Here is a 15,754-nt window from a genome sequence, read left to right on the forward strand (position 1 = left end):
CGTCTTGATGGAATTGCCCCAAACAAAGGTATATCTCCCTGCTATAGACTCTATTTTTGTACCATCTGTAAATACTTCTTTGAGGGTGACAAGTCCTTCTTCTGCTAAAAGTAAAACAACTTGTTTAAAAATGTCTTTAAAAATAGTCTTCAGTTTTTTACTGCGAAAACGTGCAATAGTATTATGGTCAGCAACTTGTTGCGCAGCAAGCCACATAAAGTTGATGTTCTCTCGCATTGCCTTTTCTATCTTACGGCTAGAATAGGTATTATCCATATAGGCATAGACCATTACCTTGAGCATCATTTTTGGATGGTAACTTGGTTTTCCTTCTTTACTATATTCTTCTACCAGCAAACTTAAGTCGAGTTGCTCAACTATTCCATTGACTATTCGAACAGGATGATCATCAGCAATAAGCTCTTCAATAGAAGGTGGAAAAAGCCAATTTTGCTGTTGATTATAGGATTGAAAATTTGTATTCATATCTTTGATTATCAACACCTAAAGATACAAAATGACCGGTTTTTATACAAATCATTTAATAAAAAAACCGCCTCAGGTTATGAGACGGCTTCTTTAATTAATTTAAAATATTTTATTGCAACCAGGCATTCAACATCCAAATTGATTTTTCTTGCGCTGCAATAAAATCACTCATCATAGCGTTGGTTCCTTCATCATTTGCATTTGAAGAGGCCTCCAAAATGGTGCGTTCAATTTTTAACAATTCTGATAAAGAATTTACAACCAGTGTAACTCCTTCAACATCATTTGAAATATTTTTACCAACTGGCACTTTAGACAATGCTGAATAATCTTCAAAAGTATGTAATGGACTACCTCCTAATGTTAAAATTCTTTCAGCAATCAAATCAATTTTCTCCTGACTATCAGTATAAAATTCTTCAAATTTCACATGCAGTTCAAAAAATGATTTCCCTTTAATATTCCAGTGTAAACCTCTAAGATTTTGGTAATAAACCTGAAAATTAGCTAACAAACTATTTAAACTATATGTTAAAAGTTCGGTTTCTTTTTTGTCTAATCCTATAATTGTTGTGTTCATTTTTTTGTATTTTAAAATTCTGATTATTTCCTTTTTTTGTTGATACAAATTTCTTGAAAATTATTAGCAATAAAGTATAATTACAATTGATAGTTTTAATATCTTTATCGTTAAAATTTATACTTATGACGATTACCCAATTAAAATATGTTTTAGCCGTTGCTGAATTTCAAAATTTTACGGTGGCTGCTGAACATTGTTTTGTTACTCAACCTACTTTAAGTATGCAAATACAAAAATTAGAAGAGGAATTAGAAACAAAGATTTTTAATAGAAATAAAAAACCCATTCAACTTACAGATATTGGTGCTAAAATTATTGAACAAGCAAAAATTATTGTTGATGAAAGTAACCGTATTAACGATATTGTTGAACAGCAAAAAGGATATATAGGTGGTGATTTTAAATTAGGAATTATTCCAACAATAATGCCAACGCTACTTCCGCTGTTTTTAAAAACGTTTATAAAAAAATATCCAAAAGTTAATCTAAAAATTGAAGAACTAACAACTGAGGAAATTGTAAAAAAATTAAGTGATGGGCATATTGATGTTGCAATTGCAGCAACACCACTAGAAAACGAAAACATAAAAGAACGTGTTTTATACTACGAACCTTTTGTTGGTTTTGTACCAAGTGAGCACCGTTTATTTACAGATAAAACACTTGCCGTTGAAAACCTAAATATTGATGATATATTACTTTTAGAAGACGGTCATTGCTTTAAAGAAAGTATTTTAAATTTATGCAGCACGTTTGGTAAAAGCAAACAACATTTTCAATTGCATAGTGGTAGTTTTGATACACTTATAAAATTATCAAAAGAAGGTTTAGGTATGACTTTATTACCCTATATGCAAACTTTAGATTTAAACGAAACAGATCGTGTTTATTTAAGAGAGTTTAACAAGCCAGTACCAGCACGTGAAGTGAGTATCATATATCACAAATCTCAATTAAAACTTCATTTAATAGAAACTTTTAAAAGTGTGATTGATAGTGTAATTAGAGGTGTAATAGCATTTAATGACGTAAAGATTATCAGCCCTTTACAACAACAAAAAGGAGCTTAAAAGCTCCTTTTTTCGTATTTTACAGTTGCAATACAACCATATAATTCTGGTTTATTATAGGTAAATTCTTTAAGCCACATAAATAATTCATTAACTTCAAAAGGTAACAATCTGTTTACAGCTTTTTCTAATTCCTTTTTAAACAATTCAGTATTAAAGCTTACTTTTTCAAGGATTGCTTTTGTATACTCAAACATTGCTCTTGCCATATACTTTAGGGGGTTAAGTTGATCTATAAAATTAAATTTCTTTCATTTTTTCATTGCTTAAAATTACTTAAAAAATAAATAAATTTCAACTTAAAAAACGTTAAAGTTTATTAACTCTTTCTAACAATTCACTAGCTGTAACTACCAATGAATTTTGAACATTTTTAAAATGTTGCTTTTTATTCTCAACTTTTTTTGAATTAACCATTTCAATTAAAGAATCAAACGCGTCTATTGCATCATTTATAATTGCTTCAGATTCTTTTTTGTCTGCCTTAGGATTAAATAGCTCCCAAGTATAACACTCTTCAATAACATCACCTAAAATATAATTAATATCTTTTTTTAAGTTTTTAATACTTGCCATAATTTTTTAATTTTAAAAATATGTACAAAGGTACAAGAATTTGATAAATGAATTCTAATTTAATTTCACACCTTAAACGAATGTAAAAAACGCATCCTTTTTTTGTTTTAAATGTTAAATATTTAACAGAAATAAAAAAAGTATAAATTATTCAAAATAAATGCTTGATTTTAAAAAATATTCTTACTTTTGAAGTATTATGAAAGCGACCAATTTATATAGCACAATTTTAAATACTGTCATTGCAGCAATGCAATCGGTATGCGCTATGTATATATCACGTAATTTTAAGCAACAACAGATTTACGTACAAAAAAGCACTTTCAATTATTTCAAGAAATAAAAACAAATTATTTAAAAATATAAGAAAGGTGCTTTTTACAAAAAGCACCTTTTTTTTTACAATTTATTAATATTTAAACTAAATAATCATGAAACAATTAACTATTTCGCAACAGGTCAAGGCTTCAATTAATCTAATTTTAGCCAATAATTTATTAAATATCAAAAGAGAAATACCCAGATAAAAACTTTTAAAAAAAAACAGTATGAAAACTTTAATTTACACGCCAGAAAATCCTAAAACACACTTCACAGTAACTAAAAATGATATTAACAATCACAATGCATTGTTACCTTCAATATTATACGCTGAAATGCAAAAATTTGCTTCAAAAATAGTTACTAACAATACTGAGATTATTGAAACTCCGGCAAAATTGTATCAACTTGAAATTTTAAAAAATGCCTTTTTAGATGATACCTTATTTATGGAATCTCAAATCAAAAAATTCAACAATTCTGAATTGCAATTGTCTTTAACTGTCAAAAAAGAGCATACAAATGATTTAATTTGCAAGGCTACATTTAAATTTCAGTTTAAAAATAACATCCAAAAAGCATCCTAATATATTCATCCCTTGGGAGTAATTAATTTTGTTTGAAGCTTCGAACTGACATTTTTAATAGATCACTCCCAAAGGGATATATAAATTGCATTGAAAGCTTTTTAAAAAGTTAAATTTTTATCAACCCTAACCTAGCTAACTGGCAAGCAGGATTGATTCTTGTTCTTAAGTTGTATATCAATCATCTTGAAAAGATTTTGATATTAATTTAGATGTAAAAATTTTAGAACTTTTTAGAAAGCTTTTTTTATTTTTATCTTATTCTAAAACAGTTTCAACTTTTGAAAGATTGTTCAATATTTCTTTTCTTTTTTCTGAAATCGAATTGTTTTTATGAACAGCATTTGTTAAGTGATAAAATCTTAAATTCTGTTCTTTTTGACGGTGAGAACTAAAACTAGAAATTCGTTTTAAATAACCAATAACACGCGTTCCGTAATCAATATCTGTACTGCCGCAACTACTACAAGACAACAATGTTTTTTTGTCTATATGGTTGCATTTGTTACAAATTGTAATTTTAATATTGAAACAAAAATAATTACAACCAGCAACTGCTGCAGCATTTATAAGTTTTAAAAAACCTTCTTTTGTTGGTGCTTCCTCTAAATTTAAATGCAATGCAGAACCGCCATCTAAAAACCGAATGGTTTCTTCGCCGTGTAACATTATTTTATCCAACGTATTTATAGTATCATCTTCAACAGCATAAAAATAAGAGTTATAACAATCTCTTGGCACAAACAAACCATCTTCCCTATCCCATTTTGCATTTTTTACACCCAAATTTTCAGCAGGCACAAACTCGGTATTAAACATATAACCGTATTTTTTCTTAGCCTCTTTATTGGCATCAAAAATAATTTTCAAATTTTCCTGAACAAAACTTTTATATGCAATGGTATTTTGAGCTTTTAAACCCAAACTTTCAGCAGCTTCAACCATCCCATTGATACCTATGGTTAAAAATTGTTTGTCTAACGAAATAAATCCTGCCTGATATACAGGTAGCATTCCTGCCATTTTATATTCTTCAATTAGTTTACGGTAAGCAACCTGATATTTATGAATTTTTTCAATTTCAACTTTTAAATCCTTTTTTTGCTGAATAAGCCTATTCATATTTAAGGTAATTACATTTATTGAGCCTGTTGCCACGCCTCCTGCACCCAATGAATAACTAAATGTATGATCACTAATTTCATTTCTAAGCCTACAACACGAAGCCAAACTGTCGGCATTTTCAGACTGGTAAATAAAAAACGAATTACCTTCACTTAACTCTTCAGCACACATATTTGCAAATTCCGTATCAGTAGGTTTTCCATCTTTTACCAACATTGCGGCTGTTACTACTGGAAATGTTAATACTGCTTTTTTACGTTCGTTGTTAAACCATTTCATAAAAAACTGTTGTGTTTTTTTTAAGTTTTCCCAACTTGGTTTCGACATATCTGGAAACACAAAAGTGCCAAACATACTGTTAAAGTAAGCTTCGTCGTACAATGAAATATTCCAAAAAACAGATTGATAGCCTCTTGCCGCTGCAGGTTGATTGATGGCATAAACCGCATGTTGCAAATGATTTGCAACTATTTTATGGTTTGTATCTAAATAATCGGCTCCATAATCTAATCTGGCAAAATAATCAAAGTACATTAAAAATTCTACGGTTGCCAAAGCACCAGCAAATTGCGAACTTACTGCAAAAACCAAGTTTACAAATTCTCCACAAAAACTTTCTAAATGTTTAGGCGCCTTGCTCTCACCACCCAATTTAGTTAAGCCATCAAACAAAAACGGGTACATACTTATTGATGCACAATAGGGTTTTAATGAAGTTTCATCGTGAATGTATATTTCATGACATTCAATCTGACGGATATATTCATTGGCGGTTTCGGCTCCAAACAATGTTTCAATTTTATTTTTCACCAACCTTCTATTTACCTGAATATTGATATCTTTATTCAACTCGGCTTCCATAGTAGCTATATTTTTTGATGTAACATTGGCATTGGCATCTACCGCCGAACCATCTGCTGCATTGTTAGAGTTGATATAATTTTGAATAAAATCTATTTTTTGTGCAATTTGTTCTTCAGACAATCGTATCATAGTTTAATTTTTTTGAAATAAGTGATTTAATATTTTATTGGTTTTCAATTCTTTAAATTCTTGATTGGTGTTAGGCGAATCTAAACCGCCCAATGTCTCAACCCAAGGACCTGTTTTTAGCCAAGTTAGTTGATTTTTTATTTTTGTTGAAATTTGCGTTTGCCCAGTATACAAACAAGTGGTGTAGTTTAGAGATTTTGCAATTTTAAAATAGCTTACCAACTCGTTTTCAAACCATTCGCCACCCATAAAAAGTACGCAACTAGCCAATGATTTGTATTTTTTTAAAATTGAAGTGTATTTTTTTAAAGTGAGCTCCTCACCTACATCTTTATTCCATAAATAAGGCGAATGACATCCTTTACAATGTAACTCACAACCATTAATGGTAAAGCAAATACTAATTTCGCCTGGCACTTCTTGCAGTGCAATTTTAAAATCAGAGTAATTCATCTTAAATAAATTTTAAAAATGATTATTTCATTGCACATTTTCAATTTAAACAGAAAATATAAAATGAGGTATCATCTAACCGATATAACTAAAAACCTTTTTCCCGAAAGTTTTAAAACAATTATTGAATTTTGGCAGGTCTTCTGACTTACTTTTATTTTACGCCTTCCCATCACAATTAACTGACTGACAGTGGCAAAAGATTGTAAAACACTATTTTAAAGCTTACAGCTGCGGGAACAGTCTAGGTTTTTCACCTAATTCCCTTTTAATCCTAACAACGCTTTGTTTGTTTAAGAACCAAATTCATTTCAAATTTATAAAGAATATTATTTAACAATACTACAAAACAAAATAGTTATCAACCAGTTATGAACTACCCTTTTTTACAATAAAGATTTTAACTTTTGAAGTGCATTTTCAATGTGTTTTTCTGCACTTAACTGACTATTAAATATATATTTAACAATACCATTTTTATCAATCACATAAGTAACCCTACCAGGTATAAAGAATAAATTTTTAGGTACTCCAAATAAATTTCTGACTTCATTTTTTGTATCAGCCAGTAATAAAAAAGGTAAATTGTATTTTTGTTCAAAGTTTTTGTGAGATGCAACACTGTCTGCACTTATACCAATTACTACAGTACCTAAATCTGTAAAACTTTCAAAATCGTCTCTAAATTTACAGGCTTCTTTAGTGCAACCAGGCGTATCGTCTTTTGGATAAAAATAAATAACCATTGGTTTTCCTATAAAATCCAAACTATTTACGGTTTTGTTATTTTGATCTTTAAGACTAAATGATGGAAGCAAATCTCCAACCTCTATTTTTTTCATAACTCAATTTTAATCATTTATATTTTAACAAATATCGTTTAAAATTATGAAAATATGTAAATTAGCGCTTTATCACATTTTTATGAGTAAAGACAGCATAAATCTAGCTATTATTGGCACCATTAAAACACCTTGGTTATCACCCAGTAATATGCCCATTCAACCAACAGGAGCAAAAAAAGTAAAAGGCACAATTGTTTTAAATAAAACATATGTAAATGGTTTAAAAAATCTTGAAGAATTTTCTCATATCATTTTAATTTACCAATTACATTTAATAACCGAACCTCAACTTGAAGTAATTCCGTTTATGGATACAACGTCTAAAGGAGTATTTGCAACTCGATCTCCAAAAAGACCTAATAAACTAGGTATTTCAATTGTTGAAATTGAATCTATAAATGAAAATAAAATTCATATTTTAGACGTGGATATGATAAACGATTCGCCTTTATTAGATATTAAACCATTTTTTGAAGATTTTGACAACAGATTTAACACTAAAAAAGGATGGCTGGCAAAAAAAACAAACCTTGATAAGGAAAACTTTAAATCTGATGAACGATTTGCATAAACTAAATAACTATACAATAACCCTTAACAACCTTCGTTAAATACCTAGATGTTAATAATCCCCTCATATATACTAATGAAAAATCAAAAATTTATACTATTTACATTATTATTTACAGTTTCAATAACTTTTGGTCAAACCATTACAAAGTTAAAAGACACAAGTTCTATAAGCAATCAATTTGAAAATTTAATACAAAACGCTAATAAATATCAAGATTTTAGAGTTGTTAAAACCAGTGACATTTACAAATTAAAATCTAATGTAACCGATTCAATTGCAGCATCTAGAAAAAAATTATTAGAAGTAAATTCAATGATCAATTCTCAAAAAATTACTGTTGATAGTTTACAAACGTCTTTAAACACTGCTGAAGAAACAATTATAACTTTAAATAAAGAAAGTAGTAGCATTGGGTTTTTAGGTTTGCGTTTTCAAAACAACCTGTTTAAAACCATCATGCTCTCAATTATTGCCATACTTGCCATTTTACTAGCCTTTTTTATCTATAAATTTAAAGCAAGTAATACCATAACGCAGGCAGCTACTGAAAATTTAAAAGAGTTAGAAGCTGAATTTGAAACCCACCGTAAAACAGCTTTAGAACGAGAACAAAAAGTTAGACGACAGTTACAAGACGAATTAAATAAAAATAAAAAAGAAAAATAATCAATTTCCAGCATAAACCACAAAATTTCGTGGAGTTTCATAAAGTGTAACCGTCAATTCTAATTTTTCGTCAATTTTACTTCTCAAAATATTCCAAATTACAACTGCAATATTTTCGGCTGTTGGGTTTAATTCTTTAAACTCAAAAACTTCGACGTTTAAATTTTTATGATCCAGTTTTTCTTCAATCTCAACTTCAATCAATTGCTTTAAAACTTTCATATCCATAACAAAACCAGTATCTGGATCAACCTCTCCCTTCACAGCCACAATCAATTCATAATTGTGCCCGTGGTAATTAGGATTTGCACATTTGCCAAAAACCGCGGTATTTTGAGCATCTGTCCAATTAATATTGTACAATCTGTGGGCAGCATTAAAATAGGCTTTTCTATTAACTGTTACCTTCATCTTGTTTTTTCTTTAGCAATTTTTGGTATTTTTTTTCATTCAACTCCCAAATAAATTTCCAAAAAATCATACCACCAATAATAATAAAATACGCCAAATAGATATAAAATTTTTGATTAAAATAAACTTCCGAAAAAGAATATTTACTCAATTCAAAAACCTTGGTTAAAAATGCTGTAATTATACTCCAGGTAATTCCAGATCTAAGTGCAAATCGCAATCTTCCATTTTCACGTGTTTTTGACCAACTCTCAATAAATTTTAATTCGCTTAATTTCATTGTCTATTTTTTATTGTTTTATAAAATCGTAAAATTTTTCAAAAATAATTTTAAACCATGCTGTATAAATTGTAGGATTTTTATCCATATCCTCTTTAACCTCTTCAACAGTCATATATTTAAAACTTTCAACCTCATCTCTATTTATAATAGGGTCTTCATTGTAAAACCCAACCATAATATGATCCAGTTCATGCTCAGTTAAACCATTGTCAAAAGGTGCTTTGTAAATAAACCAAGTCTTTTCTTCCAACTCACAAACAAAACCCATTTCTTCTTGCAAACGTCGCTTACCCGCTTCAATATTGGTTTCGCCATTGCGTTGATGACTGCAACAAGTATTGGTCCATAACAAAGGCGAATGGTATTTATTAGCAGCACGTTGTTGTAACATTAACTGGTTTTTATCATTAAAAACAAATACCGAAAATGCCCTGTGCAAAACAGCCTTTTCATGCGCTTCCATTTTAGGCATCAAACCAATTTGCTCATCATTTTCGTTTACCAATATAACCTGTTCTTCTCTCATTTTTTTTTTGAATAGCCACAAATCTACAAAAAGATTATTCAAAAATTAAAACATTTAACTGGCTTTAAATATTTAAATCGCGTATTACAGTAAAAAATACAACTTTAAGACAAACATTCTTTTTAAACTTTTAATTTCAAATTAGGGCGTTCCCTATCGGTCGTGCTTTCCGCTATATCTTTTTTACAATTTCACTTTGTTACATTGTAAAAAAGGATGCCGCTGCAATCACTAACGCATTTTTAGCAAGAATTAAAATTGAAAACCGAAAGAACATTACAACTATTTAATTTCCCAACTTTATAACCTATATTTGCACCTCAAAATTTGACACATGAGTTTTTTAAAAGAAATACAACGCAGACGTACTTTTGGAATTATTTCGCATCCCGATGCTGGTAAAACTACTTTAACAGAAAAATTATTACTTTTTGGTGGTGCCATTCAGGAAGCTGGAGCAGTAAAAAACAATAAGATTAAAAAAGGTGCAACTTCCGATTTTATGGAAATTGAGCGTCAACGTGGTATTTCGGTAGCTACATCTGTATTGGCTTTTAACTATAAAAACAAAAAAATCAATATTTTAGACACACCTGGTCACAAAGATTTTGCCGAAGATACTTTTAGAACTTTAACCGCTGTAGACAGTGTTATAGTGGTAATTGACGTTGCAAAAGGTGTTGAGGAACAAACTGAAAAACTGGTTGAAGTTTGTAGAATGCGTAAAATTCCAATGATTGTTTTTATCAATAAAATGGATCGTGAAGGTAAAGATGCCTTTGATTTATTAGATGAAGTTGAACAAAAATTAGGTTTAACAACTGTGCCTTTAAGTTTTCCTATTGGTATGGGTTACGATTTTAAAGGTATTTACAATATTTACGAAAAGAAACTGAATTTATTTTCTGGAGATCAAAAACAAACGGTTTCTACCGGAGTTGAATTTAATGATATAACTACTCCAGAACTTGATAAAATTGTTGGTAAAAAAGCAGCCAACACTTTGCGCGAAGAACTTGAATTGGTTGAAGAAATTTACCAACCTTTTAACAAAGAAGCTTATTTAAGTGGTGAAATTCAGCCTGTATTTTTTGGCTCTGCATTAAATAACTTTGGTGTAAAAGAATTGTTAGATTGCTTTATTGAAATTGCTCCTTCTCCGCAACCAAAAAAATCTGAAGAACGTTTGGTAGATTCTAAAGAAGAAACTTTAAGTGGTTTTGTATTTAAAATTCACGCCAATATGGATCCAAATCACAGAAACAGATTGGCTTTTATAAAAGTAGTTTCGGGAACTTTTAAACGAAATGCACCTTATTTACACGTTAGATTGGGTAAAAAAATGAAATTCTCTAGTCCTAATGCCTTTTTTGCCGAAAAGAAAGAAATTGTAGACGAGTCTTTTCCTGGAGATATTGTAGGTATTCAGGATAGTGGAAATTTTAAAATTGGTGATACCTTAACTGAAGGTGAAATATTGAATTTTAAAGGAATTCCGAGTTTTTCTCCAGAACATTTCCGTTATGTTAACAATGCCGATCCGTTAAAATCTAAACAATTGTATAAAGGATTAGATCAGTTAATGGACGAAGGAGTTGCGCAGTTATTTACACTTGATTTAAACGGAAGAAAAGTAGTTGGAACTGTTGGAGCATTACAATATGAAGTAATACAATACCGTTTAGAACACGAATATGGTGCAAAATGTAGTTACGAAAATTTACCTGTTCACAAAGCTTGTTGGGTACAACCACAAGATCCTAAAAATCAGGAATTCAAAGAATTTAAACGTGTAAAACAAAAGTTTTTAGCAACCGACAAACAAGGTCAATTGGTGTTTTTAGCCGATTCTGCATTTACAATTCAAATGACTCAAAGCAAATATCCAACTGTAAAGTTGCATTTTACAAGTGAGTTTAATTAAAAGTTTGGAGTTTAAAGTTTGGAGTTTAAAGTTTGGAATTTGGAATTTGGAATTTATAATTTGGAACTTCTAAACGAATGCTATTTTCTATATTCTTTGTTCTATATTCTAAAATCTTAAAGTTGCTTTTAATTAAAAGTTTGGCGTTTAAAGTTTAAAGTTTGGAACTTGGAATTTGGAATTTGGAATTTGTAATTTGTAATTTGTAATTTATAATTTGTAATTTGTAATTTGTAATTTGTAATTTGTAATTTGTAATTTGGAATTTGGAATTTATAATTTGGAACTTCTACACGAATGCTATTTTCTATTTTCTTTGTTCTATACTCTAAAATTGTAAATATTAAATCGCTTTATTCAAACTTAATAGATTTGGCTGGATTTATTTTTGACACAATTACTGAAGGTACAATTAACATTAATAAACACAACACCAAAGTGCCAATATTTAACAGTAAAATATAACTGATATTTATATAAATTGGCACTTCGCTTACATAATAAGTTTCAGAATCAAGCGTAATAATACCCGTATATTTTTGAGTTAATAAAATAGCCAAACCTATTATATTTCCCCAAAACAAACCGCGTAAAATTAAGTAACCAGCATTGTATAAAAATACTTTTCTAATACTTGTATTGTTGCTTCCTAAGGCTTTTAAAATACCAACCATTTGAGTCCGTTCTAAAATAAGTACCAACAAAGCAGTAATCATATTGATACCTGCAACCAATATCATAATGGCAATAATTAAATAAATATTGGTATCAAAAAGACCAATCCATTCAAAAATACTTGGATATTTTTCAACAACACTTTGGCTATTTAAAGTAATACTTGTTTGAGCATAAACCTCTTTACTTTTTGTCTCAATTTCATCAAAATTACCAATTAACACTTCAAAACCTCCAACCTCATCATCGCTCCATTTATTCATTTTCTGAATATGTCTAATATCTGCAATCACAAAACTCTCATCAAACTCCTGAAAACCAGAATTGTAAATTCCAACCGCTTTAACAACACGAACCCAAGGTGCTTTTGATGGATCTTCCTTTACAAATAAAATATTAAATTCATCACCCAAATTAATATGCAATCGGTTCGAAATTTCTCTTGAAATTAAAACATCATTAGAAATTTCATCAGAAAAATTTGGCAAACTACCTTCAACCAAATAATCTTTAAAAAAAGTCCAATCATAATCCCCATCAACACCTTTAAAAATAATACCTTCAAAATCGGTTTCAGTTCTAATAATCCCAGCTTTTGTTGCAAAAACCTGTACATTATTAATGTTGCTTACGTTTTTAAAATCGGGATAAAAATCTTGGTTTTTAGAAACAGGCTCTAACGTAATTTCCGAATTATTACTGTCAAAATTTGTAATTTGTATATGACCGCTAAAACCAGCTAATTTTTCTCTAATTTTTTGCTGCAATCCAATTCCTGTTGAAATAGCAATCATCATAATAACAATCCCCAATGAAATAGCAATAATTGCAATTTTTATTATTGGCGACGATATACTACTTTTATACTGTTTTGAAGCGATGATACGCTTTGCAATAAATAATTCGTAATTCAAATTTATAATGATTTCTAAACGTTTCAAAAATACATATTTCTTATTGGTTTTTACATTGTTTTTTAGCTTCATTTCATGTGGCCAAAACAAACAACAAAATATAGCAACCAACAATGCGCCGGTTTCAAAAAATACTTCAGAAAAAATAGAAACTGGAGCCCATCAAACTCAGTTATATGTAAACTTGCTAAAAAATAAAAACATTGCAGTAGTTGCCAATCAAACCTCTGTTATTTTTAAATCTAAAGACAACAATTATACACATTTAATAGACAGCTTACTAAAGTTAAATATAAACGTGAAAAAAGTTTTTTCTCCAGAACATGGTTTTAGAGGTGAAGCCGATGCAAGTGAAGCTATTGAAAATGGCATTGACAAAAAAACAGGTTTGCCTATTGTATCGTTATATGGTAAAAACAAAAAACCAACTGCAGCTCAATTAGAAAAAATTGACTTGGTAGTATTTGATATTCAAGATGTTGGTGTGCGTTTTTACACCTATATTTCAACGTTACATTATGTTATGGAAGCTTGTGCAGAACTTGGAATTGAGGTGATGGTTATGGATAGACCCAATCCAAACGGACATTATATTGATGGGCCAACTTTAGAAAAACAGCACCAAAGTTTTGTTGGTATGCACGAAGTTCCGCTGGTTTACGGAATGACCATTGGCGAATATGCACAAATGATTAACGGCGAAGGTTGGCTTAAAAATAAGGTAAAATGTAAGTTAACTGTAATTCCATTAAAAAATTACACACATCAAAGTTTTTATCATTTACCAATTAGACCTTCACCAAATTTACCAAACGACAAAGCCATTAATTTATATCCAAGCCTTGGTTTTTTTGAAGGAACAATTATAAACGCAGGTCGTGGTACCGAAAATCAATTTCAGCAATATGGCGCACCTTTTTTTCCAAAAAGTGATTTTAGCTATACCCCACAACCAAATTTTGGTTCAAAATATCCAAAACACGAAGGAAAAATTTGTTATGGTGTTAATTTACAAAATGAAGAACGCTTATCTAACGTATCAATTAAATGGTTGTTAGATGCATATAACAAAACACCTAAAACAGAAGCCTTTTTTGGAAGTACTTTTACCATACACGTAGGTAACGAAATTTTACAACAACAACTTATTGAAGGTAAATCTGCTAAAGAAATTCAAGATTCGTGGCAACCAAAAATTGAAGATTTTAAAAAAATTAGAAGTCATTATTTGTTGTATAAATAATATTTTTTGTACATTTATAATTAATTGAATGTTAGTAAATTAGAAACCACTTCCAAAATATACTACTAAATCTGATAATTTATACTACTATTTTTAACATTTTATAGTACATTATTTTTTAATTTATTGTAGTATAAATACAACAATCAACCGTTTAGTTGACAAAAACTTTGCGCATAACAAACAAAACTTAACCGTATAGTTGACAAAATTTAATAGTATTATTTTATTTTTTCTGAACACATACAACAAACTTACCAAACAAAGTGCTGTTTATCAAATAATTGAAGTCAGTTTTTGTAATCATTTAATAATTTAATTAGCTTTATTGAAATTAACTTTTCAATAAAAAAAACGATGATTAAAAGAACCCTATTTTTTAGCAATAAAGCATCTATAACTACCCAACTAGAACAACTAGTTATAAAAACCGAAAACAGAGAAACAACCATACCTATTGAAGATGTAGGATTTGTTGTAATTGAACATCCTGAAATTTACATTTCAATTACTACACTAACAAAACTATCAGACAACAATGTAGCTGTTATATTTTGTGATGCTAAACATATGCCTTGTAGTATGTTACTTAATTTAAACAATCATTATATACAACAAGAATTATTTAGCCAACAAATAAAAGCAACAGAACCTTTAAAAAAACAATTATGGCAACAAGTGGTAAAAACAAAAATCAACTATCAGGCTGAACATTTAAAAAAACTAGGAAAACCTTACAATGTACTTCAGCATTTTGAATCAAAAGTATTGAGTGGCGATACCAGTAATATGGAAGGTGTTGCTGCAAGTTATTATTGGAAAAATATTTTTGATTTTAATTTTAAACGTGAGCGTTATGGTGATTATCCTAATTTGTACTTTCCTGAAATAGGTTGACTAAAAATTAGACAACTTAAACAACGAAAGTATGAAAGAACAAAAAGTACCCTGCCGAAAAAAATCCTATGAAAAAGTGGGTTTTGATTTAAAATTACTCGTTATTGACCAAATTCAAAATGGTCGTATTTCAATTAATTATGCTGCTAAAAAATACAATATTTCAAGATCTTCTATTGACTATTGGTTAAAAAAATATAGTACTTTAGAGCAAAAGAAATTAGGAATGAGCAAAAAAGACGAAATCAAAAAATTAAAGCAAAGAATTGAAGAATTGGAGTTTGTAAAAGACTTCCAGCAAGACATAATTGCGGATATGGAACTTATTACTGGTGTGGATTTAGCAAAAAAGTCATTGCCCAAAACATTAGCCGACGAGATTCAAAAAAAGAAACAAAACCGTTTAAAAGAAAATGGTTAATCGAGTGTTTTGGGATTAGCAAACAAGCCTTCTATAAGCGCTTAAAATCTCAACAAATCAAAGAAAATAATGAACAACAATTAATTCTGTTGGTCAAACAATATCGCAATAAAGTCAGTCAACAAACTGGTGGGCTGAAGCTTCATTCTGCACTTAAATCTCAAATGAAAAACCTTAA

19 protein-coding genes and 1 riboswitch are annotated in these 15,754 nt (G+C 29.4%); of the genes, 8 read left to right on the forward strand and 11 right to left on the reverse strand.

The window, feature by feature from the left end:
• Both EC396_RS10745 and EC396_RS10750 read right to left on the reverse strand, forming a co-directional pair.
• A partial coding sequence (locus EC396_RS10745; RefSeq protein ID WP_164975248.1) for a transposase occupies nucleotides 1-486 on the reverse strand: 486 nt, incomplete at its 3' end.
• A gap of 112 nt (nucleotides 487-598) precedes the next feature.
• Nucleotides 599-1,069: a Dps family protein gene (locus EC396_RS10750; RefSeq protein WP_129366700.1), complete on the reverse strand. Its 471-nt coding sequence runs from the start codon at nucleotides 1,067-1,069 to the stop codon at nucleotides 599-601.
• 125 nt (nucleotides 1,070-1,194) lie between these two features.
• Between EC396_RS10750 and EC396_RS10755 the strand changes: the two genes are divergently transcribed.
• Nucleotides 1,195-2,142: a hydrogen peroxide-inducible genes activator gene (locus EC396_RS10755; RefSeq protein ID WP_129366701.1), complete on the forward strand. Its 948-nt coding sequence runs from the start codon at nucleotides 1,195-1,197 to the stop codon at nucleotides 2,140-2,142.
• Here the strand turns inward: EC396_RS10755 and EC396_RS10760 are convergent.
• Together EC396_RS10760 and EC396_RS10765 are read right to left on the reverse strand one after the other, a co-directional pair.
• Nucleotides 2,139-2,351, reverse strand: coding sequence for a hypothetical protein (locus EC396_RS10760; protein ID WP_129366702.1), 213 nt, complete (start codon nucleotides 2,349-2,351; stop codon nucleotides 2,139-2,141). The two genes, EC396_RS10755 and EC396_RS10760, sit on opposite strands and share 4 nt — an antisense overlap.
• 100 nt (nucleotides 2,352-2,451) lie before the next feature.
• Nucleotides 2,452-2,718, reverse strand: coding sequence for a hypothetical protein (locus tag EC396_RS10765; protein ID WP_129366703.1), 267 nt, complete (start codon nucleotides 2,716-2,718; stop codon nucleotides 2,452-2,454).
• Nucleotides 2,719-3,266: 548 nt separating this feature from the next.
• Here EC396_RS10765 and EC396_RS10770 point away from each other — a divergent pair.
• On the forward strand, nucleotides 3,267-3,626 hold the full coding sequence (locus tag EC396_RS10770) for a hypothetical protein (RefSeq protein ID WP_129366704.1): 360 nt from the start codon (nucleotides 3,267-3,269) through the stop codon (nucleotides 3,624-3,626).
• Between the two features lie 258 nt (nucleotides 3,627-3,884).
• Here the strand turns inward: EC396_RS10770 and nrdD are convergent, their stop codons facing one another.
• The 3 genes from nrdD to EC396_RS10785 all read right to left on the reverse strand — a co-directional run bounded on the left by nrdD (nucleotide 3,885) and on the right by EC396_RS10785 (nucleotide 7,039).
• Nucleotides 3,885-5,744 carry an anaerobic ribonucleoside-triphosphate reductase gene (gene nrdD / locus EC396_RS10775; protein WP_129366705.1) on the reverse strand — a complete coding sequence of 620 codons (1,860 nt, stop codon included), beginning with the start codon at nucleotides 5,742-5,744 and terminating at the stop codon, nucleotides 3,885-3,887.
• Between the two features lie 3 nt (nucleotides 5,745-5,747).
• On the reverse strand, nucleotides 5,748-6,197 hold the full coding sequence (gene nrdG, locus EC396_RS10780; RefSeq protein ID WP_129366706.1) for an anaerobic ribonucleoside-triphosphate reductase activating protein: 450 nt from the start codon (nucleotides 6,195-6,197) through the stop codon (nucleotides 5,748-5,750).
• 115 nt (nucleotides 6,198-6,312) lie between these two features.
• Nucleotides 6,313-6,517: riboswitch (cobalamin riboswitch) on the reverse strand.
• 66 nt (nucleotides 6,518-6,583) lie between these two features.
• Nucleotides 6,584-7,039, reverse strand: a complete 456-nt coding sequence (locus EC396_RS10785) for a peroxiredoxin (protein ID WP_129366707.1) — start codon at nucleotides 7,037-7,039, stop codon at nucleotides 6,584-6,586.
• A 46-nt stretch (nucleotides 7,040-7,085) separates the two neighbouring features.
• Here EC396_RS10785 and tsaA point away from each other — a divergent pair, with 46 nt between their 5' ends.
• Together tsaA and EC396_RS10795 are read left to right on the forward strand one after the other, a co-directional pair.
• The gene (gene tsaA, locus EC396_RS10790; protein WP_240665690.1) at nucleotides 7,086-7,613 is read left to right on the forward strand and encodes a tRNA (N6-threonylcarbamoyladenosine(37)-N6)-methyltransferase TrmO; all 528 of its coding nucleotides are present in this window, start codon (nucleotides 7,086-7,088) and stop codon (nucleotides 7,611-7,613) included.
• Between the two features lie 75 nt (nucleotides 7,614-7,688).
• Nucleotides 7,689-8,282 (forward strand): hypothetical protein, encoded by a 594-nt coding sequence (locus EC396_RS10795; protein ID WP_129366708.1) that lies wholly within the window; start codon nucleotides 7,689-7,691, stop codon nucleotides 8,280-8,282.
• On the opposite strand, the gene EC396_RS10800 is transcribed toward EC396_RS10795, so the two are convergent.
• The 3 genes from EC396_RS10800 to idi are packed head-to-tail and all read right to left on the reverse strand — an operon-like array spanning nucleotide 8,283 to nucleotide 9,502.
• On the reverse strand, nucleotides 8,283-8,693 hold the full coding sequence (locus EC396_RS10800) for a 6-carboxytetrahydropterin synthase (RefSeq protein ID WP_129366709.1): 411 nt from the start codon (nucleotides 8,691-8,693) through the stop codon (nucleotides 8,283-8,285).
• Nucleotides 8,677-8,973: a hypothetical protein gene (locus EC396_RS10805; protein WP_129366710.1), complete on the reverse strand. Its 297-nt coding sequence runs from the start codon at nucleotides 8,971-8,973 to the stop codon at nucleotides 8,677-8,679. Before EC396_RS10805 ends, EC396_RS10800 begins: the two co-directional genes overlap by 17 nt.
• Before the next feature lie 10 nt (nucleotides 8,974-8,983).
• The gene (gene idi / locus EC396_RS10810) at nucleotides 8,984-9,502 is read right to left on the reverse strand and encodes an isopentenyl-diphosphate Delta-isomerase (protein ID WP_129366711.1); all 519 of its coding nucleotides are present in this window, start codon (nucleotides 9,500-9,502) and stop codon (nucleotides 8,984-8,986) included.
• A gap of 334 nt (nucleotides 9,503-9,836) precedes the next feature.
• On the opposite strand from idi, the gene EC396_RS10815 reads away from it, so the two are divergent.
• Nucleotides 9,837-11,426: a peptide chain release factor 3 gene (locus tag EC396_RS10815; RefSeq protein WP_129366712.1), complete on the forward strand. Its 1,590-nt coding sequence runs from the start codon at nucleotides 9,837-9,839 to the stop codon at nucleotides 11,424-11,426.
• A 353-nt stretch (nucleotides 11,427-11,779) separates the two neighbouring features.
• Here EC396_RS10815 and EC396_RS10820 read toward each other — a convergent pair whose 3' ends face one another.
• Complete coding sequence (locus EC396_RS10820; protein WP_129366717.1) at nucleotides 11,780-13,015, reverse strand: ABC transporter permease; 1,236 nt, start codon at nucleotides 13,013-13,015, stop codon at nucleotides 11,780-11,782.
• Between the two features lie 7 nt (nucleotides 13,016-13,022).
• Here EC396_RS10820 and EC396_RS10825 point away from each other — a divergent pair, with 7 nt between their 5' ends.
• The 3 genes from EC396_RS10825 to EC396_RS10835 all read left to right on the forward strand — a co-directional run bounded on the left by EC396_RS10825 (nucleotide 13,023) and on the right by EC396_RS10835 (nucleotide 15,576).
• Nucleotides 13,023-14,258, forward strand: a complete 1,236-nt coding sequence (locus EC396_RS10825) for an exo-beta-N-acetylmuramidase NamZ domain-containing protein (RefSeq protein WP_129366713.1) — start codon at nucleotides 13,023-13,025, stop codon at nucleotides 14,256-14,258.
• 357 nt (nucleotides 14,259-14,615) lie between these two features.
• Nucleotides 14,616-15,155, forward strand: a complete 540-nt coding sequence (gene cas1 / locus EC396_RS10830) for a type II CRISPR-associated endonuclease Cas1 (RefSeq protein WP_129366714.1) — start codon at nucleotides 14,616-14,618, stop codon at nucleotides 15,153-15,155.
• Nucleotides 15,156-15,186: 31 nt separating this feature from the next.
• Nucleotides 15,187-15,576 (forward strand): helix-turn-helix domain-containing protein, encoded by a 390-nt coding sequence (locus tag EC396_RS10835; protein WP_129366715.1) that lies wholly within the window; start codon nucleotides 15,187-15,189, stop codon nucleotides 15,574-15,576.
• Nucleotides 15,577-15,754 lie beyond the last annotated feature (178 nt).

This window comes from Lutibacter sp. HS1-25 (assembly GCF_004121075.1).
GTDB lineage: Bacteria > Bacteroidota > Bacteroidia > Flavobacteriales > Flavobacteriaceae > Lutibacter.